The sequence below is a fragment of the Vibrio hangzhouensis genome (genome assembly GCF_900107935.1).
Taxonomy (GTDB): domain Bacteria; phylum Pseudomonadota; class Gammaproteobacteria; order Enterobacterales; family Vibrionaceae; genus Vibrio; species Vibrio hangzhouensis.
The window spans coordinates 55,123-75,501 of record NZ_FNVG01000006.1 but is presented as its reverse complement, the minus strand read 5'-3'; the positions used below and the strand labels follow the sequence as shown (position 1 = coordinate 75,501).

The following is a 20,379-nucleotide window of genomic DNA, read 5'->3' as shown; positions in this document are numbered from 1 at the left end:
TTCGATTGTGAAAATAGTGCGAAATTTGCGTGAAAGGAAACGAATTGTTTTTGTCGAAAGAACAAAATTTATTTATGCTTAGTTAAACGCAACTATGACAAAATACTGCACCAACTTTATGTTGGTTCAACAAGTTAGGATCCGCATAAGAGTTATTTATGGATGTAAAAGTTTTTCAAACATTCCTCGAAGTCTCGAAGGAAAAGCATTTTGGTCGCGCGTCGGAAAATCTATACATAACACAGGCTGCTGTGAGTGCACGTATCAAGCAGTTGGAAGAGTACTTTGACACACGCTTGTTTACCCGACATCGTAACAACATACAATTGACCTCTGCAGGGCAAAGGCTTGTCGGTTATGCTGAAGTGATGGTGTCAACCCTGAAACAGGCGACATTTGACCTCTCACTGGAGAGCAACAAAGCATTGCAATTAACCATTGCGGGAACGCCTAATATCTGGGATGCCTATTTGCAAAACTGCCTGAGTATCGTGACGGAATCTTTGTCTGGCTACGGTTTTGTGGCAGAGTCACTGGGACGTGAGCAACTGAACCGAAAGTTGCTGGAGCGTACCTTAGACGTCGCATTTTCGTTTGATCCGTTTAAAGTCGAAGAGTTTAACAGTCATAAGATTGCAGAGCTTACTTTGGTACTTGTTTCAACGGAGCAAAGAACGCTAGATGATGCGTTTAATGATAAGTATGTTTACGTGGACTGGGGTACCCAATTTGCGTTCGAGCATGCTGATAGACACCGAAACATCCCAGCACCATACTTAAGAACATCGACAGGAAGAATTGCACTAGATTTTGTGTTGGAGAAAGGTGGTTGTGCATATCTGCCTTCATCTCTGGTAACACCATTCTTAGATTCAGGGCAGCTTACCATTGTTGAGGGTGCTGAGGAGTGGACTCGTCCACTGTTTATCAGTTACCGGAAGAACAGCACGTCTTTAGAAGCGATACATCAGGTTGAGAAGTTGGTGAATACAATCGAACCGACAACATCTTATTTGATGCAGCAAGCAGGTGAAAACATCGAGTAATAACAGGTGCTCTGAATCGGTGTGATGAGTCAAGGGGGAGTCATGATGAAAGCTTTAACTTACCACGCAGCGAGTGACGACTTTGTGGTTACGCAATTAGACATCCCCGAACTTGAGACTGATTACGATGTGCTTGTGCGCGTTACTGCCATTGGCCTTAATCCGGTGGATGCCAAAATACATCTGTGGAAATCTCTGGCGTTCAGGATGGATGATAGCTTTGTCCCTGGATTGGATGTTTCAGGCGTCATAGTCGCACTGGGAAATAAGGTTACTGGTTGGAACATCGGTGATTCGGTTCTATATCACGGCAATATGCGGCGTTCCCACGGTGGATTAGCGGAATACGCGATTCACGATGCGAGAACACTGACTCGTCACCCTAAAGTGGATAGTACTATTGCTGCGGCAACGCCCTGTGCCGGATGGACGGCAATGAGGGCGTTGGTTGACAGATTAGCCATTGAAGAGCAAGAGAGCATATTTATCGCTGGTGGTTCAGGTGGTGTAGGAAGTTTCGCAATCCAGCTCGCCAAATATTATGGTGTTGGTAAAATTATCACGACCTGCAGTGAAGCTAACCATGATTTCGTTAGGATGCTGGGTGCGACGGATGCCATCGATTATCGAAACGCGAATGTCGTCGATAGGGTGTTGATGTTGACGAACGGTCTGGGTGTGGACGTGTCATTAGATTGCGTTGGGGGAGATAGCGACATACTTTGTGCATCTGTACTTGGGTTTGAAGGGCAAATGGTTGAGCTGGTGCAACCAACGCGTCCCGAGCGTTATCCAGATGCATTTTTGAAAGGACTTACCTTTCATCAACTTAGTCTTGGTTCTGGTCACGTCAATGGTCCTACCGGGATGAACGATATTGTGGAAACTGGTGAGCGTTTTAACATGCTGCTAGAGAAAGGCATGATCACCGTTCCGAGAATACAGGTCATTTCCTTATCACAGGCAGGCGATGCACTAAAACAACTAAGAAGCCAAAGGACTGTCGGCAAAATTGTCGTGTCACTTAGCAGGTGATTAAAAAACGCCGCTCAGACATTAAATCTGGCGACGTTTTCGGTTTTTTGGGTGTATTAGCTTATTAAGCGTTGGCGATGGTGAGGTTGTTCATCCAGTAGCGCTTTAGGTAGCGATGGAAGCAGAGTCCAAATTTTACTACCTCTTCTGCTAGCATGCAGGCATATACCACTTTAAACTCAAGGCCAAAGATGAATGCGGCAGTCGCACTGAGAGGTAGGCCCACGACCCACATTGCGATGAAGTCCATTCTTAAGCAGAACTTGTTATCACCACCTGCTCTCAGGATACCGTTGATGATAATCAGGTTTAGCATTCGTAGCCAGATGGCGCAGCATAAAATTATCATCGCAGGTGCCGCGAGCGGATATAGCTCAGAAGTCGTTAAGTTAAGCCAACTTAGGATCACTTCACGCCCGAGTAGTAGCATAGCACCAGTGATAATCCCAAACAGAAACACCGCTTTAATAAAGAACTGGGACATGCTGAATGCCTGTTCAAACTCGTCCCTGCCTAAAGATTGTCCTAGTAGGATTGAGCAAGCGACTGAGATTCCGAAGAACAGTGAGTAACAGAGAGATTCAAATGGCCCCATCATACTGAATACAGCCAGTTCAGTGGTTCCCATGTGGCCAAAAATGACCTGATACATCAGTGTACCCATTGCCCATAAAATAGCATTAAGTGTGGTCGGTACGGCCAACTTTTTATATGAGTTCCAAAGACGTTGCGTGTTTTCTAGTTTCTTTTCACGTAGCAACCAGTGCTGACGATAGTTGAGGAAACCCCAGATGAAAATAACCTGAAGCAGCCGGGAAATTGTGGTGGCTAATGCCGCGCCGGCTACTCCCATCGGTGGCACACCATAACCGCCTTTAATTAACCAGAAATTGAGGGCGATATTAATCACGATAGTGACGGCACCCAACGCCAGTGGTGTGACGGCGTCACCTGATGAGCGCATGCCAGATTCGGCAACAATTACTACATGGGTAAGGATAAGTACCGGAAAAGCATACCATAAGTAGGTCGAACCTAGCTCAATGACAGTTGCATCATTAGTCTGCAGTGTCATAATGAAACTGGAAAATAAGGTTATACCGAGAGTGACGGGTACAAGTAACTTTGCTCCAAACTCCATCGACATTTGCGTGATGGTTTTGGCACTGCGTTTATCATTTCGGCCCCAGTATTGTGCAACCAACACTCCGTTTGCAGAAGCCATGCCAGCCATAATCATGATCGCAACGAAATGCCACTTGGAGGCAATGCCTACAGCTGCTGTCGCTTCTTTACCAAAATCACTAACCATGAGCACGTCCGCTAACGCCAAAATGGCCACTAGGGCACTTTGGATGGCGACCGGAAAACCGAGTTTAACGACCGACGTCAAGATATGATTTTGAGTAGCGTTCTTAGATGACTTAAGATAGTTTTTAGTTGTCATTGCTGCCCTCCGTAAATGTGATGTGAATCATGTAATTCGGGAGTAATATAAAAAAAACGAGTATCCAAGACCATGTTCAAAAATAGACAAAACCTGTGCAAATCCGTCATTGAGCGATATGACAGCAAAACTGAGTGGATCGATGAGGTCTATCTGTCTGATGAGTGTGAGGAGCGTTTCTTGTCCTCTAGCGATATACCAGAGTTTGTCGCAGAGGACATATTCATGGCTGGAATGGCCAATCTAGTGGAGGGTTACCATGTTGAGCGCAGAGGCATTGATGTTCATACCATACTCTTTACGATAGAAGGGGGAGGTGTTTTGGTGACGGAAGAGTTCGTTGCGCCTATTGAACCTTATTCTATCGTTGTGTTACCCGCCCACACGCCATATCGATTTGAGATCAATCCACAGTATCAACACTGGCGTATGATCTGGTTCTTGCCGAAAGCAACGCCGCGTTGGCAATCTATGTCGGACTTGGGGCAAAAAGTGTTTTCGTTCCATGGATGTGAAAAAATTTGGGCACTTATGACATTGCTCTATCACGAAATTGATGGGCGCGCGAGCTATCGAAAACTGCTCGTCGGGGAGGTCTGCAAGATGGTGACGGGCTTCGAGCCCCAGTCCACAGATTCCACGATTCGTGTTCAGGCCTTGTTTAGTCAGATTGAGAGTCAGCTGCATTTGCCCTGGACGGTGAAAATGATGGCGCAGAAGACCTTTCTTAGTGAAGAGCAACTGGCTCGAATATGTAAGCAGTTGTACGACATGTCTCCCAGAGCCAGGTTAATCAGCCTGAGAATGGAGAAAGCCTGTGATTTGCTTCGTAACAATGACTGGACTATTTCGATGATCGCTGAGCGTTTAGGATACAAAGATCCCTTTAATTTTACTCACCGTTTTACCAAGCATGTGGGATGCTCTCCCAGCCGATACCGCAAGCAAGTGATGGAGCAGGCAGAAGGTGAGCGCTAGAGTTCTAGCGCTTGACCATTATTTCGTCAGTGCTTGATTTAACCACTGGTCAAATTGAGTTTTTGGTAGTGCACCATTAATAACATCAACGCGTTGACCGCCTTTAAATACCATAATGGTCGGGATGCTTCTGATTTGATATTGAGCGGCGATTTGTTGTTGCTGTTCGGTGTCCACTTTTACAAAACGTACCTGGCCTTTGCGCTCTTGTGCGGTTTGTTCAAAGACTGGCGCAAATCCCACGCAAGGGTTGCACCACGTGGCCCAAAAGTCGACAACGACAGGTTGCTGGCTTGATAACAGCGCAGTGAAGTTGTCAGCAGTTCCCTCAATTGGTGCACCATCAAGCAGTGAGCTTTTACAGCGTCCACAGTTTGGTGATTCAGAAATTCGCTCTGCAGGGAGGCGATTGAGTCCATGACAAGATGGGCAACGTGCAGTAATAGTAGACATTTAAGCTCCTAACCAAGAGATGAAATTTTGAATTCAGACTTCTTTGAACCTCGGAATATGAGTATACTCGATCCTTCAATAGTCAGGATAGGCAAGGAATAATCAAGAATTATGAATGCCGTATGATTGATATTTTTTGCTTATCCTGATTGACGAAAACTATAAAAAAATAGGTTTAGAATGACAACTTTTTACGCCGAAATTAGTGGATGGGGTAAATGCCTTCCACCTGCAATTCTTTCAAATGATGATCTGAGCACTATAATGGAGACATCGGATGAGTGGATTAGGACTCGTACCGGTATCGAAAACCGCCGTATTAGTCATGTAAATACCTCAGAGATGGCAACCGTCGCCGCAAAGCATGCAATGGCATGTGCGGGAATTACTGCCGACGAAGTCGATTTAATCATTGTTGCGACTTGTTCACCTGATTCTTTGATCCCAAATACCGCTTCACGCGTTCAGCAAAATCTGGGTGTTCCAGCGGCAGCGGCATTCGACCTCAATGCTGCCTGTACAGGTTTTGTTTACGGTTTAGAAACGGCAACAAAGCTGATTCAATCGGGCAACTATCGAAACGCGATAGTCATCGGTGCAGAGCGTCTTTCGTTCTTCATTGACTGGAGCGAGCGCGACACTGCTGTTCTTTTCGGTGATGGTGCGGGTGCAGCTGTTCTCAGCCGTACAGAGAAGCAAGTTGGTTTGCAAGATGCACAAATTGGTTGCGATGCTAAAGGTCGCGATATTCTTTCTGTGCCTAAGTTTGGTACTTCGATGGAGCGTTTCGCTGCGGACAATGGTTTCTTTGATTTCAACTTTATTGGTAAAGAGATCTTTAAACGTGCGGTGAAAGGCATGGGTGCGGCTGCAAATACGGTATTGACACGTTCAGGTTTGACTAAAGATGACATCGATGTCGTTATCCCTCACCAGGCAAACATCCGCATCATCCAGACATTGTGTGACCTGTCTGGAATCGAGCAAGACAAAGCATTTGTCAACATTCAGAACTACGGCAATACGTCTGCTGCGACTGTGCCAATCGCTCTTTGTGAGGCGTTGGAGCAAGGCAAAATTAAGCCTGGTGACGACTTGCTACTTGCTGCTTTTGGTGCGGGTTTGACGTGGGGAGCTGGCCACATTAAATGGGGTGAGCGTGTCGAACCTGTTTCATTGAGTGATGCAACGTTACCTGAGTGCGATAAGTCAGCGCTTGAGCTGATGCAGAATGCTATTGAACATTGCAAAAACAAGCCAGCAAAATAATGATGGTTGAATGAGTTAATAAAAAAGGCGCTAAATGTATTTAGCGCCTTTCTTCTATGCGGGTTCTGAGATTCTATGCGGGTTCCTGAGTTTATTGGTTCTCGGTTCTTTTCTCGTAGTAGTCCCAGACCGTGTAGCGTTCATCATCGGAAATTACGCAATAAGGTACTCGTTTACCACCTTCCGAGAAGCGTTCAATCTTATGTCCCTGTTCAACACAGTAGATATAAGCAGGATCACTTTCAAACGTAATCTCGTCAACATCGTATTTATCAGGTTCGCTTGCACAGCCAGCCATGATACCCACCGCCAAAGCGCTAATCATCCAATGTACTTTTTTCATTTTTTCTCCTAGCTGGAATTAGGACTTACGCTTAAGTGTAGGAGATTTCGAGAAAAAAGTGTTTTGATTAGGTCAAATTATTTAACTTTTACTGTTATGTACGTATTAGCTTCATCATTTCCCACACTGCTTCAGGAAAAGGGTAACGTGATAAGGTCACCTGCACGTTCTATATGAACTTATCACCTTCACCAAATCGATAAATCAGGCGAGTTCCAAGCAAGTGGTCACGTGCACCGGAATTACGATGGTAGGCATATTTCCAGTCGGCCTGGAGTGACCAGTTGGCGTTCATTGAATAGTGAATACCAGTACCTATGTTCCATTGTAGTTTTTTTGTGTCTCTGTTTTTATCGATCATGGCTTCACCCACACCTGCGTTCAAGTAGGGTTTAAGTGTACTGCCTGGTAGTAAATAGTACTGAATATCTAAGCTGTAGTTTTCGTAGATATGCTTTTGGTTATCTATGGTAGATTCATAGTTACCCTGCATATAACCTAATCGGGTCGAGAACTGTTCTGTGAAGTACAAACCAAGTGTGAAAGCCGGTGCAAAGTCGTTCTTTAGGTTACGATCTTTGTCCAGTTTCGGGTAGCTGAATCCTGCACTTAAGCCCACAATACCGTAGGTAACGGGATCATCCGAAAATTGAGTGTAGTTTTTTTTCTGTCGACGCTTCAAGCTGTCATCAGTGTCTCCTGCACCAAAGGCATACTGAACCTGCATCTGATACTTGGTTTCGACCTCGCCGTTTCTGAGAACGTTGGAATGAACGCCAACAAAGCCGGTTCCAGCTTTCACAACCTCTCTCCCTGCGACGTTGTTGACGCCGCGACCAAGACTGTCAACGGGGTCAAGGAAGAAAAGGGCGGTTGACCCAAGAGCGTCTGAACCCCATACAGTTCCACCTCTTAAGCGGATTTCTTTTTCTTTATTAAATGCCCATTCACCGTATACCCAACCTAACGTAGGGGTGACGACAAGATCCTGAATAGAGGGGATTTCTGCAAAAGCTTCAATACCATATTCCCAGTAGAAGGTAGACATAAGAGCAGAATACATAAATGCATCCCATTGTCTGTAACCAGACTTACGCGCTGCTTGGTAATACACACCACCAAAATAGGGGTGACCAATGTAGTTGATAACAAAATCATCTCTGTCCCAAACCGGGCCGGCTCTGACGTTGTCCCACCACTTGTTCATAAGTTTGATGTCATCTTTTTCCCAGTTGGTAATCGACTCAGGCATTAAAGCTAATACTCCTGCAACACCAACGCCATAGGCAAAAATTGACTTGGTTTGTGACCAGAGTCTTTCGCTGTCTTCCCCATTTTGAGGATTAAAAAGCGAAACTCTGTACGGAGATGAGTAGAAGTCGGTGTAACTATCTGGCGCACCAGCAATGCGAAGTTCTTCAAAACTACTGTTAGTGGAAATAGAATGATAGCCAAGTTCATTGAATGATGCTGATTGAGACAGTAAGTCGTCACCGGACAGAGTGGTTTCTTGCTCAGTAGCTTGTTGATAAAAGTGTTGTTGTGATAATGGACTGTTCGACTCAATCGGACCGGAATTGGTCGGTTCGGCGAAAGCGACTGGCGTTAAAGAAACGGCAGCGGAGAAGACAAGCGATGGATAAAAGTTCATGTTTAGAATAGCTTAATAATAGTTTGGAAACTTGTTGCTTAACTTCCCTTTAAGCGAAAGCGGCAATAATACAGCGTTCATAAATGTTAGTCCTTCACGGTCGTTCAGAAAACTGTGACAAAGTGTAAATCGTGAATTATGTGATAAACTTCTCGCAATATCACAAAGTATCAGGCTATACATGAGACAAATTACCACCGCCATTCATCCGGATATTGATCACTTAGACGATAAAAAGATCATTAAACGCAATGCCACACGTGCCATCGCTATCGATGGCGAAAATATTCTACTTTTGTATACCGAGCGCTATCACGACTATTCACTACCGGGTGGCGGTCTGGATGACGGAGAAGATGTGATTGCGGGAATGGTGCGCGAACTTGAAGAAGAGACAGGTGCGACCAATATTCATGCGATCAAGCCATTTGGTATCTATGAGGAATTTCGACCCTGGTATAAAGATGATGCCGACGTAATGCACATGATTTCGTATTGTTATTCATGTAAAGTCGATAGGGACTTGGGCGAAACCGCTTATGAGGACTATGAGGTCAAGAACGGTATGAAACCTTTGTGGGTCAATATCCACGAAGCGATTGCGTTTAATGAAAAAACCATTGCAGAGAGCGAAAAAAAGGGTATGAGTATTGAGAGGGAAACATACCTGTTGCATCTTATTGCAAAAGAAATGCTGTAAGTTGACGGAGGGTTCCTATGAAGTTAGTGACAAAAGACGATAACTTCTTCTTTCTACTTGGTTCGATGTTGGTACTGTTCTTTGTCAGTGCTGTTGTCCATCAGTTTAAAGATGATGCGCAGGACTACGTCTTAGCGCTTATTGTGTTATGTATGACGACATCAATCGTGGGCGTTCACCGAAAGCAAGTTTTCTATCGTTCCTGGTATGCTCTTATGATTACCGTGGTAGTCGTGTCAGGGGTTATCTCGTTATTCGAAGACTATGATTTATCATTGGTGACGATGTTTGCCTTGTTGTTTTTTGTGCTAGCGCAGACATTTTCGGCACTTAAACAAGTTATGATGCCTAAGCAGGTCACGCTCAATCAGATTGTAGGGTCCATTTGCGTATACCTGCTGTTTGGACTCTCTTTTGCGTTTATCTACTTGATACAACTTGAGCTTTTTGTTGCGCCCTTTAATGGGCTGGAAAACAAGCCTTGGATGGAAAATTTGTTCGAAGTAATCTATTTTAGCTTTATTACACTGACGACAGTGGGGTTCGGCGATATTTCTCCTACATTAGCTATACCAAAGTTCTTTGTTTTCCTTGAGGCTATAACTGGCAGTTTCTACCTCGCTATCATGGTCGCGAGTCTGGTGAGTAGTCATTTGGCTCAAAAAGAGTAGCTGAGATTAGATAGAGCAGCGGCTTGCTGCTCTTTTCATCTCAGCTTGTCGAAGGGGCATAGAGTCGATAGTTTGTTTCACTTTAATCCAGTCTGTTTCACCCTCCCAGCGTAACTTTTCACGTCCATCTTTACCGATTAAGACGGCAGCATGTTCCCCTTCTTCCACGTCATACATCTTTATCAAAGTAGAGTAGTCAAACGTGTCTTTTACCCAAGTGGGAGATGAATAGCCATCACTAGTGATGACCAAAGTTATAACGTCTCGTTCGTCGAGTTCACATTCATTGGTGAGAGTACCAAGAAGGAACCGATTGACTAACTCGTCCTTGCTTGGTGCAAAATAGATTACGCTACGATGTGAAAACCCGTGATAAGAGTCTTCATGATAGGAAGAACCATATTCGGGGTAGGCCCATGCCATAGAGCTGAGCAGCGACACAGCCAGACTATATTTTACGATATTCATTACCGACTCCTCAGAAGCGCGTTCTTGCTTCTGTATACGTTAATTTTAGCTATTGAGATTTCTATTGCTAAATTCAAGACAGATTAAATCTGTTACTATGAGCGGAAAGTTATGGTTAAGGAATGATATGGAATCAGTTGCGATTTTTGTGGATGTTCAGAACGTTTATTACACAACACGACAGGCGTTTGGCCAGCGCTTTGATTACAATGCGCTTTGGGCACATCTTAGTGAACAATTTCAGATAGACATTGCCAGAGCGTATGCTATTTCTTCATCTGATCCTAAGCAGAGGCAATTTCACCACATTTTGCGTGGTATCGGATTTGACGTTCAGCTTAAGCCCTTCATTCAGCGTTCCGATGGCAGTGCAAAAGGTGACTGGGATGTGGGACTTGCGCTGGACGTTTACGAGTTTGCATCAGATGTTGACCGGGTAATACTGGTTTCTGGGGATGGGGACTTTCAGGTCCTGGTTGAACGAATTCAGCAGCGCTTTGGAACTAAAGTGTCAGTAGTTGGGGTTCGCAGTTTAACCGCGAAACATCTTATCGAAGCTGCGGATGATTATATAGAGATCGAGCATTCTTTGTTGATAGGCAATTAAAATGAGCAAAGCAAGTCGCATTCTAAACGGCGCACTCGAAACAGAATTTAGAACGGTTAAGGCCATGATGGAAATCTACTGTAAGCAGAATCACGCGAGTGAGAAGCTATGCAGTGATTGCGAGGCATTGTTGCTGTACGCGGAGACAAAATTAGACCGTTGCCCTTATGGCGAGAACAAGCCAACGTGCAATAAGTGTCCAATTCACTGCTACAAACCAGAGCAAAAGCAACAAATGAAAGCGGTCATGCGTTACTCTGGCCCAAGGATGCTAATACCACATCCGATCCTTTCGATAAGGCACTTATTGCACGAACGAAGAGACGTGCCTAAAAAGCCCGAAGCAGGTCAATCTAATCGCTCGAAACGCAAAGCGAAGTCAACTAGCTAGCACCAGCGAGGGCGATAATATGTGCGATCGCTACGCTCAGAGTTAAGTGGTTGCGTAGTGTATGGTAGGATTTAGGAAAATTATCGCCCATTGCATTGGTTTTAATCCGCTCTAACATCCACACGCAGCCATACCCCAAAAGCGTTACCACAAGAGCCAGTTGAAACTGTGCCGGTGCAATCAAGATGACCAACCAGCCCATAAGGCAGATAAGGTTACTTAATAGTAACAAGGGGAAAGACATGGCGTGATCACTGGATGATAAAGCATGAGACCAAAGGATACCGCATAGAAAGCTTAAGATGATCCCACTGTAAGCAACAAAGACCAATCGTGCATTGAGCCCAAAAATCTGCGCATCAGGGTCAAAGCTGACGATACACAAGGCAAAAGGGAGCAATCCTAAGTATCCAAGCCAAGCCATCAGCTGCTCAGTTCGACTCTGACCAACACCGTCCATGGGCATTCCTTATTGTTACTAGCTGAATACTAACAAGTTTAAGACGAGAAATACGACAATGCTAATGATGGTAGTAAATAAAACGTTCTTTGTTGTTAATGCTAATACCACGGCAAACAGAGCGGCCAGCAAGTAAGGTAAGTTATCTGATAAGGCCAGTTTTCCGTGAGGAAGAAACACAATGGGTCCCCAGATAGCCGTCAGAACAGCCGGGCTTGCGTAGCTGAGGAAACGTTGTGCACCACTACTCAACCTTAGGGGGACTCTGGGTTCTAAGAATAGATATCGGCTGATAAAAACTACCAGAGTAAGCACTAGAATAACGAGATAAGTCATCGTTGGCTTTTCTCCTCGGTGATATACCCAACTGTCATACCAATCAGGCTAGCAAGTACAAGCCCAACTTCTACATCAAGCAGAGCAAATACAACAGAGGCAAAAAGCGCTGATGCCGCCGCCAACAGCACTGACAAAGACTTAATTGTGGGAACAACAATGGCGATAAATGTGGCAGCGACAGCAAACTCTAGTCCGTATTGCTGCAAATCAGGGATTTGCGCTCCAATCACGATGCCTACCAATGTTGCGATATTCCAGATCAGATAGAAGGATGCACCAGCACCTAATGCGTACCAGGGATCAAACTTTTTTGGACTTTGATGACCACATAAGGCAAACAGTTCATCGGTTAGCAAAAAACCGAGTGTAAAACGCCAGCGAAAGGGTAAATCGGCAATATGCGGTCGCATCGAAAGACCATAAAGAAAGTGGCGCGACGTAATAAAGAATATAGTGATGACCATTGTCAGCAGAGAGGCGCCGGATTTAATCATGCCCATAGCAACCAATTGTGCAGCCCCTGCGAATAAAATGGCGCTCATGGCTTGCCCCTCAAGAGGTGCTAACCCCGAATCTATGGCAAATGAACCAGCGAGAAACCCCCAGGGCATAACTGCCAGGCTCAATGGCATCATGGCGAGGGTTCCGTTTAGTAATGCCATGAACTTAGACGAATATTGACGCATTAAACACTCCTTTGTATGCATGAAATTGTATTGCGTCGACGAGTTTTCAAGGGCGTGGTATACAAAATCGGAATTATTTTTGTCCAAGTTGCGCTGGTATTATCACCAACCTGTTAAAAAATGTGATAAAGATCCGGAAGTCATGCAAAAACTGCTCTTGTTGGTGGCGACGTTGAATACACCTTTGTTGGCACAAGACACTTTACCAATCAATCGGAATCATCAAGATGAAGACTACGGTCGTGCTCTGCCATTTTTCGGAGATCGACTCAGAGACATGGGGATTAAACTACCAAAACCTCTGGGAATTTCATTGTTCACGCATCAGCAGGAAGATCTCATGAATCTAGCTGATTTTAAAGTTGACGGTGAGTCGGTAGGAGATGTTCTGCCCAATGGTGCCAGTCAAACCGTCAATACGACCAGTATCGTTGCGGTGAGAGGTGATATTTGGATTCTGCCATTTTGGGGATTTAATGCGATGATAGGTAAAGCCGTGACATCATCAGACATTTCGATTGGTGTCAGTGATTTTTCGAACGGTAATCTTGAACGGTTGGAGATGAATGGCATGGCGACCACTTCAACCATTAGTTCAATCGGTACGACTTTAGCGTACGGTCATAAACAGTTCTTTACCACGGTAGACGCCCAGTATGTTTCTACTGCTGTATCAGGAGTAGGTGTGAGCTTAGATGCTTTGGTGGTGACGCCTTTAGTTGGATTTCACATTGGCGACAGCGGCTGGAAAATCGTAGTGGGTGGACAATATCAAGACTACCAGCGCCAATTGAAAGGCCAGTTGGGCGACATACGCTTTAGCGCAACCCAATCCTCAAGTCGCTGGTCAACAATGGTTGGGATGCAAAAGGAATTTACCGATAACTGGGAAGCCTCGCTAATGGCTCAAAGTGGTAAAACTCGCGAAGGCGTGACATTTATGCTTGGAAAACGATTCTAAATCACCTGTTTGAGGCATGGAGGTAGTTCTTGAGGCATGGCTAAATGATAGCCTTGAAAAAAATCGACTTCCAAAGCATGCATTGCTTCGAGTTGTTGTTGGGTTTCGATGCCTTCTACTACTGTTTTCGCACCCCACTGTTGTGCTAGAGCAATACCGTCAAGCAGTGCGCTTTGGGAGCCCTGCATGTAGTCTTGTAATAATTGACGGTCTAACTTGATGATGTTTGGTTTTACCTTTGCAACGCGTTCAGGATTAGACTCCTTGCAACCAAAATCATCAATGGCGATGAGAAAACCTTCCTCGTTCAAGTGGCGCGCAGCACATGAGAGCGTTTGAGAACTGAAAGCAGTCAGTTCCACTAACTCGACAACGACACGCCTGGCGTCTATTTGTAGCGCCTTAAGGCGTGACATCAGCAAAGATGACTTCAAGCCTTCCGCAGCAAGTCGTTCACTTGAAATCGGCAAGAAGTTAAGGAAAATTAGTCGATCGCGATAGCGAGACATGCTGAAGTTACGTAAATGAATGGCTCTGCTGAGTCTGTCTACATTTAATTGATCAACCAGCGAAACTTGCTTGTTCTGGAAAAACAGAGCGGGGGGAACAGGCTGGCTATTTTTATCGAAAAGCCTCACTAATGCTTCCATTCCGATAACAGCGTTGCTTCTGTTGAAGATTGGCTGAAATACACTCTTGAGCGTGTAATCCTTGTACTGCGCAGCGTAACAACCGCTGTGGTCTACACGGATTCGCTGAGCGAACTGGTGTCTATCGGTTAAGAGCATCATTAGGCAAAATTGATGGAAACTGGCGTCATCATGTCATGGTCAGCAGAGAAGTCAAATACTCCAAATGAATGATATTTGTGATAAAAGTCACTGAAAATTCGTAACATTTTTGACGCCTACCTGCATTAAGTATCATTTTATAGCGTTGAGAGCTAAGAAAAAGAATAAAGCGCTCAAAATTACAATTTGCTTGCATTTTCAGACGGTAGTTGATTGATCTCAGTCATATTTATTTTAGCTATGTTTTCTTGAATGTAATCGTTTGTTTATTGGCGATTATTGCCAGATATTTGATGCAAGTCGCACTTTATCGGTTGTCAAAGTAGTCCTTGTTGCGAATGTATTTACTCATTAAATGATATGAGAATGGACGAATAACCCAGGAAACAATAGAGCGCCCCAGACGAACAATTGACGGAGTGTTTTCGTAAATCCGACCATTATAGAGCCAGAGCATTTTTCCAACGTGCCAATAGAGCAGCGGGAAAGGCGGGAGGAAGGTAACGATGTCTAAATCACAGCAAATTCGATAGGTTTTATGAGCTAATTTGAATTGTCGTTTGAACTTATAACCTCCCACCGCAGGCTGACCGAAGGTAACTATTCGCTTTATGGACTTAGGGTGAGATAGTTCAAGAGCGTCTGCGATGACGCACCCGATTGCCCCACCTGAAGAGTGTCCTGTGATGGTGATACGTTTGCCGCTGTTGATGAGTTCGCTGGCAATCTCCACGGTTCTTTCGAACAGGCTTAAGCCTAGGGTATCTTTATTGTGGGTAGGCTGGCTTTCCTGGTTCAATATAAAATGAAAGCCGGCATGGATTGAGTAGTTGAGTCCAAAGTTTTTACATGAACGTTGCCACATCGCAAGATTTAACAACCAATCACTTATGCAGTGGGAGCCTTTAATCACTATGACGGCTTCTTCTTTGTTTTTGCTCCAAAGAATTCTTACTACGGTTTTTCCAAACCGATTAGCGACTACGCGTTGCCCGTTTGGATCGAAGCCATATCGGGTTTGCTTAAAAACTCGGGGGTAGGCGAGGTTACAGAGAACGGCATACTTCTCATACTGGTATCTTTTTAAACTTTTCACAGTGACTTAAGCAAATTCCAATGTCTTACTACTATGAAAAATTGTCGTTAAAGTTTGATGACGGTATGTTTAAGGACGAACAACGGCAAACAGCTGAACGTATTTCTTCACTTGCTGCTTTACACTGGGGCGCTGGAGAGGGTGAGTATGGCTTATGAAGTAGGGCAACAGTTGAAGCCGGTTTCTTAGCGTGTCACCGAGAGTTGAGTCAGACTCTAGAAGCCTGACCCCCTGACTTACATAGCTATCCACATCGGTGGGAAATCTGGCGCACCACCAGTGGATGATTTTACGACTATGCGTGCATCGATTGAGCCAATGATCAGCGATGATGACAAGCACATCCTGACTCTGTAGTGCATAATTGTGCTCTGATTGCCACTCAAGGATATTGGTATAAAGCTTTTCACGACTTGCCAGATTCGCATTGACAAAATGATGGCTGATGACCCATACGGTGCCGATGGGAGAGGTTACCCTGTAACTGTTGGTTTGTGCGGATTCTTTCTTATTATCCAAAGGTGTGACTTCGGCAATCTGACCAAACTCCGCGAAACTTGCATTAATTCGTCTGGCGAATGCTAAACCTAAGTGCTGCTCAGTCATCCCTCCATTGTGTACCGCAGGGTAATGCTGTAAACAGAGTTTCTGGCAGTCAGATTCAAAACTATGAATGCTGTGTACAACAATATCTTGCAACAAGGATGATGTCCCCTACATTGAATCTGCGTTAAATCCGCTTTTCCCAAGTGCCCCAACGGACAACACCTATAACGTCTATTTCATCGTCATTGACCTGATGTATGGCATTTTTTGACGTATCGTCACCATACCAAACATGAATCACTGAACCGACTTTAACCAAAGTAAAGAAATCCGGGCTTGGATTACCCGGCAAACGAGCCAGAACGATGTCGTCATTGACCCATTTGACTTCACGATTTACTAAGGCGACACAGTCCCACTTATAATTAATTGTGCCACTAACTGGATACAATACGCCAAAGCAGTGTTTGTGTTCGGGAGGAACCGGAATTGAGCCCTTAATTGTCACTGACTCTCCTTTCAAAAGAGCATTTACATCACCACGGTTGTATACAGGTACAGTGACTGCACCTGCATTGGCGGCTTCGGTTATATCGCTGGCATCGGTATGCTTGTCTCCAACCCCAAAACACAACCAGTGAGCCTGAACGTTGAAGTAGTCAGCGATACGGCATAGATCTTCGATCGACGGATAAGTTCGTGTTGCTCCCTTCGTCAAATAACGTCCTATCGTCGCTTTTCCTTTGCCTATGGCTGCCGCAAGGTCGTGATTGGTTACGTTATGTTCCTTCAAAAGGGCGATAATGCGTTCTTGATAGCCGTCGTTCATGAATCCTCCATAAAATCAGTTATATGATAGATTATGGGTTTCAAAAATGAAACAAAATAGGCACTTTGCTCTAAAATATGAGACGTGCGTTTGAAGTTTTGATGTTCAATACACAAATGGAGAGACCTTTGGTCCTGGAAAATTGAGTTCAATGGTAACAGCGGGGAAAGTGAACAATATGTTGGACAAAAACAAGAGGGAACAGCTCATTAGTGAGCTACAGAAGTATTTTATGGATGAACTCGATTACGAACTAGGGCAGTTCGATGGTGAGTTTTTATTGGATTTCCTTTCGAAAAAACTCGCACCAGCCTATTACAACAAGGGGCTGGAAGACGCAAAAGCCGTTCTTGAAAGACGCCTCACGGACATTACTGAGGAATTGTATGAGATTGAAATGCCAGACGAATAGCTATTGTTTCATTGACAGATTTCTCTCCGTTCAAAAATTTCGAATGACTTAATCAACTTAGCGGTATCGATAAAGTGTCAATTTAAGTAAATACTGTATCGCAAAGGTTGAGTGATTGTTAAGATGCTGAACGAGATGCAATATCAGTTAACGGAAAAGACAATGGCAAAAGCAGAGGTTAAAAATTACAACCTGGTATCCCGAGCACTACACTGGCTGTCTGCCTTAGTGATCATAGGGATGTTCGCTGTAGGTTTGTGGATGGTAGACCTGACGTATTACAGTGAATGGTACAAAACGGCACCACATTGGCATAAGTCGATAGGGATATTACTCGCAGCGGTGACGGTATTTCGGCTGCTTTGGAAGCATGTTACTCCGTCCCCGGCGGTAGAAGGGCATCCTATCGAAAAGCTAGGTGCAAAATTTGGCCACCTGCTTATGTATGTTGTTTTGATTGTTATTTTTGTGAGTGGATATCTTATCTCCACTTCAGACGGTCGAGGCATTGAAGTTTTTGATTGGTTTACAGTACCTGGTGCAGGTGAGTTGTTTGCGAACCAGTCTGACATTGCAGGCGAGGTGCATTTTTACGCAGCTTGGTTTGTGATTCTTACCGCCGCTGGACATGCGCTGGCAGCATTGAAACATCACTTTATCAATAAAGATAATACTCTTCGAAAAATGTTAGGAGTTTCGAAATGAAGAAGACACTAATCGCTACCGGAATGGCAGTGGCAATGATGTTGCCTCTAGGTGCAAATGCAGCAGACTACGTGATTGATAGCAAAAACGCTCACGCTTCCATTAACTTTAAAGTCAGCCACCTTGGATACAGTTTTATCAAAGGTCGCTTCAATAACTTTGCTGGTGAGTTTAGCTATGACCCTGCAAACCTTGCGGCGTCTTCAGTTGAAGTAACGGTTGATACGACAAGTCTTGATTCTAATCATGCGGAGCGTGATAAGCACATTCGTAGTTCTGACTTTATTGATGCTGGCAAATATAAAGAAGCCGTCTTTAAGAGCACAGGCGTAAAAGATAAAGGCGACGGTAAGATGGATATCATGGGTGATTTGACACTGCATGGTGTGACACAACCTATTACCATTGCTGCTGAATTTGTCGGTGCAGGTCAGGATCCATGGGGAGGTCAACGTGCTGGCTTCAACGGCACAACGCGCCTTGAACTGGCAGATTTTAAAATCCCAGTGATGGGTGATTCCAGCTATGTAGAGATGGAACTTCACGTTGAAGGTATTCAGAAGTAATACTGCCAGAGATAACCTGATTTACTGATAAAAATCTAAAAGATAGCCCCGGTTTTTACACCGGGGCTTTTTTCGGCCAAACGACTTATTTCCTAGCCAAAAAAGGGTGTGTTGTATTACGCGCTTTCAAGCTCGCGATGTACAACGTTCAGGCGCTCACCGTAGATGGGGCGAACGGCTTTCATTACTTCTGCTCTTGAAATCACACCAATAAGAAGTCCGTTTTCAAGGACAGGTAAAACATGTGGCTTATTTACCTTCATTGCTTTAGCGCGTTCTTCCAGAGATAGGGTAGTAAAGCTTGTGGCAATACCCATCGAACTCACTGGATACAACTGCTCTTTGTCAATACATAGAAACTCTGCAACATCCACCAGTTTTTCTGTCGCATTGACAGCGACAACATCGCGACTCATCAGGTCGACGACTTTCTGACCTTGTTCTGGAATGTAATCCTGACACCAAAGATCGACCATTACGTCATGTACAGAGAAGAATCCAACAAGACGGCCTTCAATATCGGTTACAGGTGCACTGGTCAGGTTGTGGTCTAAAAGAGTATCCAGCGCAACAGCGGTAGGCATTTCTACACTTAGCGTTACAGGTTGGGTATTCATGATGTCTTTTACGATGATGTTGTTGTTCATTTGCGTCTCCTTTACTGACGTTAACGCGGTCGTTGTTGTAATTGCGCTGATGTTTGCTGCTTTTAGTTGTGGTCTTCGGTAGATGCTCCAGTTAGCGAGCCCCACCAAAACCGCGCCACCAATGATGTTGCCGAGAGTGACAGGTATTAAGTTGTTACTCAGAAAGTGCATCGGTGTGAGGTCGCTATATTGAGCGGCACTCGCCCCTGTAACTGCCCAAAACTCACTACCCGCGAAGTTTTGAATGACAATGCCAAGTGGAACCATGAACATGTTAGCGACACAGTGTTCGAAGCCACTGCTGACGAACATGGCGACAGGAAGTACCGTCATGGCGGCTTTAGTCATGGCATTGGCTGAGCTGAATGTCAGCCAAATTGCCAAACAAACCAGCAGGTTACACAGGACACCAAGAGCAAAGGCCTGAATCCAGGTGTGGTGCAGCTTGTGTTGTGCAATATTGAGCGCATTGATTCCCCACTGACCGTTGTCCATTTGATACAAACCAGCGGCCGAGACGATAAGAAGTAGGAACATCGCGCCAATAAAGTTACCGACATAGACTTTTCCCCAAATAGACAGCATTTTGCTGAAGCTAATTTGTCTATTGGCCCATGAAATACTGGAAAGCACCGAACTAGTGAACAGTTCACCTCCACAGATAACGATAAGTATTAGTCCCATGCTGAATGCAAGGCCACCTGCCAGCCTACTTAGCCCCCAACCTGCATCCGCACTGCCGGTAGTGACTGTTATGTAGAACAGGAACGCCAGGCCAATGAAGGCACCGGCCATGATTGCCAGGCTCATTGTCATTCCGCTGGTTTTTTTCGCTTTGCTTAAAGCGAACTTTTCAGCTTCAGCCATCATTTCCACTGGTGAAAAGAGTAGGTGATTATCGGAGCTAGCTGATGCCATTAACTTCTCCTTACTCTGTCATTATTGTTTGGTTCGCGCATTTCATAACTCCTTAATCAAAGTGCGAGAACAAGGCCCCATGCCGTGTTCGTATCCAGATTAAGGGCAAAGCAACCTAGTGGTAAAATTGATAATATTTAAAAACCAAATCAGAATTATTGATAACTTATCTGCACAAGGTAGAATAAGGGATGTGAAGCATAACGTACTGTTTTTTAGTGAGAGATGGATTGGGCTAGGCTTATTGAAGTGGTGAAAAAAACATCACAACATTCCACCTTTAATAAGGCATTAGAAAAATTGATTGTTAAACAGTCGAACGCCCTTGGTCGATTACGTTAGTAATAGAAAATTTTGTAGTGGA

General features: G+C 44.6%; 25 protein-coding genes. 12 read left to right on the top strand and 13 right to left on the bottom strand.

Annotated elements, in window-relative coordinates; genetic code table 11:
• The first annotated feature begins 158 nt into the window (after nucleotides 1-158).
• Complete coding sequence (locus C4S60_RS08060) at nucleotides 159-1,046, top strand: LysR family transcriptional regulator (protein ID WP_103879831.1); 888 nt, start codon at nucleotides 159-161, stop codon at nucleotides 1,044-1,046.
• Nucleotides 1,047-1,091: 45 nt separating this feature from the next.
• Complete coding sequence (locus C4S60_RS08055) at nucleotides 1,092-2,081, top strand: zinc-binding dehydrogenase (protein ID WP_103879972.1); 990 nt, start codon at nucleotides 1,092-1,094, stop codon at nucleotides 2,079-2,081.
• 64 nt (nucleotides 2,082-2,145) lie between these two features.
• Here the strand turns inward: C4S60_RS08055 and C4S60_RS08050 are convergent, their stop codons facing one another.
• Nucleotides 2,146-3,528, bottom strand: coding sequence for an MATE family efflux transporter (locus C4S60_RS08050; RefSeq protein ID WP_103879830.1), 1,383 nt, complete (start codon nucleotides 3,526-3,528; stop codon nucleotides 2,146-2,148).
• A gap of 72 nt (nucleotides 3,529-3,600) precedes the next feature.
• Between C4S60_RS08050 and C4S60_RS08045 the strand changes: the two genes are divergently transcribed.
• Entirely contained in the window at nucleotides 3,601-4,506 is a 906-nt protein-coding gene (locus C4S60_RS08045; protein ID WP_103879829.1) for a helix-turn-helix transcriptional regulator, read from the top strand.
• Nucleotides 4,507-4,524: 18 nt separating this feature from the next.
• On the opposite strand, the gene trxC is transcribed toward C4S60_RS08045, so the two are convergent.
• Nucleotides 4,525-4,959 (bottom strand): thioredoxin TrxC, encoded by a 435-nt coding sequence (gene trxC, locus C4S60_RS08040; protein ID WP_103879828.1) that lies wholly within the window; start codon nucleotides 4,957-4,959, stop codon nucleotides 4,525-4,527.
• A gap of 180 nt (nucleotides 4,960-5,139) precedes the next feature.
• Between trxC and C4S60_RS08035 the strand changes: the two genes are divergently transcribed.
• Nucleotides 5,140-6,228: a ketoacyl-ACP synthase III gene (locus tag C4S60_RS08035; RefSeq protein ID WP_103879827.1), complete on the top strand. Its 1,089-nt coding sequence runs from the start codon at nucleotides 5,140-5,142 to the stop codon at nucleotides 6,226-6,228.
• Between the two features lie 91 nt (nucleotides 6,229-6,319).
• Here C4S60_RS08035 and C4S60_RS08030 read toward each other — a convergent pair whose 3' ends face one another.
• Both C4S60_RS08030 and C4S60_RS08025 read right to left on the bottom strand, forming a co-directional pair.
• Complete coding sequence (locus C4S60_RS08030; protein WP_103879826.1) at nucleotides 6,320-6,571, bottom strand: DUF333 domain-containing protein; 252 nt, start codon at nucleotides 6,569-6,571, stop codon at nucleotides 6,320-6,322.
• A 169-nt stretch (nucleotides 6,572-6,740) separates the two neighbouring features.
• Nucleotides 6,741-8,222, bottom strand: a complete 1,482-nt coding sequence (locus C4S60_RS08025; protein ID WP_103879825.1) for a DUF3943 domain-containing protein — start codon at nucleotides 8,220-8,222, stop codon at nucleotides 6,741-6,743.
• Between the two features lie 181 nt (nucleotides 8,223-8,403).
• Between C4S60_RS08025 and C4S60_RS08020 the strand changes: the two genes are divergently transcribed.
• Both C4S60_RS08020 and C4S60_RS08015 read left to right on the top strand, forming a co-directional pair.
• The gene (locus C4S60_RS08020; RefSeq protein ID WP_103879824.1) at nucleotides 8,404-8,922 is read left to right on the top strand and encodes an NUDIX hydrolase; all 519 of its coding nucleotides are present in this window, start codon (nucleotides 8,404-8,406) and stop codon (nucleotides 8,920-8,922) included.
• A 17-nt stretch (nucleotides 8,923-8,939) separates the two neighbouring features.
• Nucleotides 8,940-9,593 (top strand): potassium channel family protein, encoded by a 654-nt coding sequence (locus C4S60_RS08015; RefSeq protein ID WP_103879823.1) that lies wholly within the window; start codon nucleotides 8,940-8,942, stop codon nucleotides 9,591-9,593.
• 6 nt (nucleotides 9,594-9,599) lie between these two features.
• Here C4S60_RS08015 and C4S60_RS08010 read toward each other — a convergent pair whose 3' ends face one another.
• Entirely contained in the window at nucleotides 9,600-10,061 is a 462-nt protein-coding gene (locus C4S60_RS08010) for a DUF4174 domain-containing protein (protein WP_103879822.1), read from the bottom strand.
• 127 nt (nucleotides 10,062-10,188) lie between these two features.
• Here C4S60_RS08010 and C4S60_RS08005 point away from each other — a divergent pair, with 127 nt between their 5' ends.
• Nucleotides 10,189-10,668, top strand: a complete 480-nt coding sequence (locus tag C4S60_RS08005) for a LabA-like NYN domain-containing protein (protein WP_103879821.1) — start codon at nucleotides 10,189-10,191, stop codon at nucleotides 10,666-10,668.
• 1 nt (nucleotide 10,669) lies between these two features.
• Nucleotides 10,670-11,059: a nitrous oxide-stimulated promoter family protein gene (locus tag C4S60_RS08000; RefSeq protein ID WP_103879820.1), complete on the top strand. Its 390-nt coding sequence runs from the start codon at nucleotides 10,670-10,672 to the stop codon at nucleotides 11,057-11,059.
• On the opposite strand, the gene C4S60_RS07995 is transcribed toward C4S60_RS08000, so the two are convergent.
• From C4S60_RS07995 to C4S60_RS07985, 3 genes are read right to left on the bottom strand one after another with little or no spacing between them, the layout of a single operon-like run.
• Nucleotides 11,052-11,519, bottom strand: a complete 468-nt coding sequence (locus tag C4S60_RS07995; protein ID WP_160111347.1) for a DUF3429 domain-containing protein — start codon at nucleotides 11,517-11,519, stop codon at nucleotides 11,052-11,054. The two genes, C4S60_RS08000 and C4S60_RS07995, sit on opposite strands and share 8 nt — an antisense overlap.
• An 18-nt stretch (nucleotides 11,520-11,537) precedes the next feature.
• A complete protein-coding gene (locus C4S60_RS07990; RefSeq protein WP_103879818.1) occupies nucleotides 11,538-11,855 on the bottom strand; it encodes an AzlD domain-containing protein in 318 nt (105 codons plus the stop codon).
• Nucleotides 11,852-12,544: an AzlC family ABC transporter permease gene (locus tag C4S60_RS07985; protein WP_103879817.1), complete on the bottom strand. Its 693-nt coding sequence runs from the start codon at nucleotides 12,542-12,544 to the stop codon at nucleotides 11,852-11,854. The genes C4S60_RS07990 and C4S60_RS07985 overlap by 4 nt, the downstream gene beginning before the upstream one ends.
• 142 nt (nucleotides 12,545-12,686) lie before the next feature.
• On the opposite strand from C4S60_RS07985, the gene C4S60_RS07980 reads away from it, so the two are divergent.
• A complete protein-coding gene (locus tag C4S60_RS07980) occupies nucleotides 12,687-13,505 on the top strand; it encodes a hypothetical protein (protein ID WP_103879816.1) in 819 nt (272 codons plus the stop codon).
• On the opposite strand, the gene C4S60_RS07975 is transcribed toward C4S60_RS07980, so the two are convergent.
• The 4 genes from C4S60_RS07975 to C4S60_RS07960 form a co-directional block, all read right to left on the bottom strand.
• Nucleotides 13,502-14,293, bottom strand: a complete 792-nt coding sequence (locus tag C4S60_RS07975) for an EAL domain-containing protein (protein ID WP_103879971.1) — start codon at nucleotides 14,291-14,293, stop codon at nucleotides 13,502-13,504. The genes C4S60_RS07980 and C4S60_RS07975 overlap by 4 nt on opposite strands.
• Nucleotides 14,294-14,603: 310 nt before the next feature.
• On the bottom strand, nucleotides 14,604-15,392 hold the full coding sequence (locus C4S60_RS07970; RefSeq protein WP_103879815.1) for a lipase family protein: 789 nt from the start codon (nucleotides 15,390-15,392) through the stop codon (nucleotides 14,604-14,606).
• A 69-nt stretch (nucleotides 15,393-15,461) separates the two neighbouring features.
• The gene (locus C4S60_RS07965; RefSeq protein WP_103879814.1) at nucleotides 15,462-16,094 is read right to left on the bottom strand and encodes a hypothetical protein; all 633 of its coding nucleotides are present in this window, start codon (nucleotides 16,092-16,094) and stop codon (nucleotides 15,462-15,464) included.
• A 28-nt stretch (nucleotides 16,095-16,122) separates the two neighbouring features.
• A complete protein-coding gene (locus C4S60_RS07960) occupies nucleotides 16,123-16,767 on the bottom strand; it encodes a helix-turn-helix domain-containing protein (protein WP_103879813.1) in 645 nt (214 codons plus the stop codon).
• Nucleotides 16,768-16,945: 178 nt separating this feature from the next.
• Between C4S60_RS07960 and C4S60_RS07955 the strand changes: the two genes are divergently transcribed.
• From C4S60_RS07955 to C4S60_RS07945, 3 genes are all read left to right on the top strand, one after another.
• Nucleotides 16,946-17,179: a DUF2164 domain-containing protein gene (locus C4S60_RS07955; RefSeq protein WP_103879970.1), complete on the top strand. Its 234-nt coding sequence runs from the start codon at nucleotides 16,946-16,948 to the stop codon at nucleotides 17,177-17,179.
• 162 nt (nucleotides 17,180-17,341) lie between these two features.
• Nucleotides 17,342-17,884 carry a cytochrome b gene (locus tag C4S60_RS07950; RefSeq protein WP_103879969.1) on the top strand — a complete coding sequence of 181 codons (543 nt, stop codon included), beginning with the start codon at nucleotides 17,342-17,344 and terminating at the stop codon, nucleotides 17,882-17,884.
• Nucleotides 17,881-18,450, top strand: coding sequence for a YceI family protein (locus tag C4S60_RS07945; protein WP_103879812.1), 570 nt, complete (start codon nucleotides 17,881-17,883; stop codon nucleotides 18,448-18,450). Before C4S60_RS07950 ends, C4S60_RS07945 begins: the two co-directional genes overlap by 4 nt.
• Nucleotides 18,451-18,566: 116 nt before the next feature.
• On the opposite strand, the gene focA is transcribed toward C4S60_RS07945, so the two are convergent.
• On the bottom strand, nucleotides 18,567-20,015 hold the full coding sequence (focA, locus tag C4S60_RS07940) for a formate transporter FocA (protein ID WP_103879811.1): 1,449 nt from the start codon (nucleotides 20,013-20,015) through the stop codon (nucleotides 18,567-18,569).
• Nucleotides 20,016-20,379 lie beyond the last annotated feature (364 nt).

Coding starts and splice junctions, on each gene's coding strand:
- C4S60_RS08060 (WP_103879831.1), top strand. CDS start 159: ATGGATGTAAAAGTTTTTCAAACATTCCTCGAAGTCTCGAAGGAAAAG.
- C4S60_RS08055 (WP_103879972.1), top strand. CDS start 1,092: ATGAAAGCTTTAACTTACCACGCAGCGAGTGACGACTTTGTGGTTACG.
- C4S60_RS08050 (WP_103879830.1), bottom strand. CDS start 3,528: ATGACAACTAAAAACTATCTTAAGTCATCTAAGAACGCTACTCAAAAT.
- C4S60_RS08045 (WP_103879829.1), top strand. CDS start 3,601: ATGTTCAAAAATAGACAAAACCTGTGCAAATCCGTCATTGAGCGATAT.
- trxC (WP_103879828.1), bottom strand. CDS start 4,959: ATGTCTACTATTACTGCACGTTGCCCATCTTGTCATGGACTCAATCGC.
- C4S60_RS08035 (WP_103879827.1), top strand. CDS start 5,140: ATGACAACTTTTTACGCCGAAATTAGTGGATGGGGTAAATGCCTTCCA.
- C4S60_RS08030 (WP_103879826.1), bottom strand. CDS start 6,571: ATGAAAAAAGTACATTGGATGATTAGCGCTTTGGCGGTGGGTATCATG.
- C4S60_RS08025 (WP_103879825.1), bottom strand. CDS start 8,222: ATGAACTTTTATCCATCGCTTGTCTTCTCCGCTGCCGTTTCTTTAACG.
- C4S60_RS08020 (WP_103879824.1), top strand. CDS start 8,404: ATGAGACAAATTACCACCGCCATTCATCCGGATATTGATCACTTAGAC.
- C4S60_RS08015 (WP_103879823.1), top strand. CDS start 8,940: ATGAAGTTAGTGACAAAAGACGATAACTTCTTCTTTCTACTTGGTTCG.
- C4S60_RS08010 (WP_103879822.1), bottom strand. CDS start 10,061: ATGAATATCGTAAAATATAGTCTGGCTGTGTCGCTGCTCAGCTCTATG.
- C4S60_RS08005 (WP_103879821.1), top strand. CDS start 10,189: ATGGAATCAGTTGCGATTTTTGTGGATGTTCAGAACGTTTATTACACA.
- C4S60_RS08000 (WP_103879820.1), top strand. CDS start 10,670: ATGAGCAAAGCAAGTCGCATTCTAAACGGCGCACTCGAAACAGAATTT.
- C4S60_RS07995 (WP_160111347.1), bottom strand. CDS start 11,519: ATGGACGGTGTTGGTCAGAGTCGAACTGAGCAGCTGATGGCTTGGCTT.
- C4S60_RS07990 (WP_103879818.1), bottom strand. CDS start 11,855: ATGACTTATCTCGTTATTCTAGTGCTTACTCTGGTAGTTTTTATCAGC.
- C4S60_RS07985 (WP_103879817.1), bottom strand. CDS start 12,544: ATGCGTCAATATTCGTCTAAGTTCATGGCATTACTAAACGGAACCCTC.
- C4S60_RS07980 (WP_103879816.1), top strand. CDS start 12,687: ATGCAAAAACTGCTCTTGTTGGTGGCGACGTTGAATACACCTTTGTTG.
- C4S60_RS07975 (WP_103879971.1), bottom strand. CDS start 14,293: ATGCTCTTAACCGATAGACACCAGTTCGCTCAGCGAATCCGTGTAGAC.
- C4S60_RS07960 (WP_103879813.1), bottom strand. CDS start 16,767: ATGAACGACGGCTATCAAGAACGCATTATCGCCCTTTTGAAGGAACAT.
- C4S60_RS07955 (WP_103879970.1), top strand. CDS start 16,946: ATGTTGGACAAAAACAAGAGGGAACAGCTCATTAGTGAGCTACAGAAG.
- C4S60_RS07950 (WP_103879969.1), top strand. CDS start 17,342: ATGGCAAAAGCAGAGGTTAAAAATTACAACCTGGTATCCCGAGCACTA.
- C4S60_RS07945 (WP_103879812.1), top strand. CDS start 17,881: ATGAAGAAGACACTAATCGCTACCGGAATGGCAGTGGCAATGATGTTG.
- focA (WP_103879811.1), bottom strand. CDS start 20,015: ATGGCATCAGCTAGCTCCGATAATCACCTACTCTTTTCACCAGTGGAA.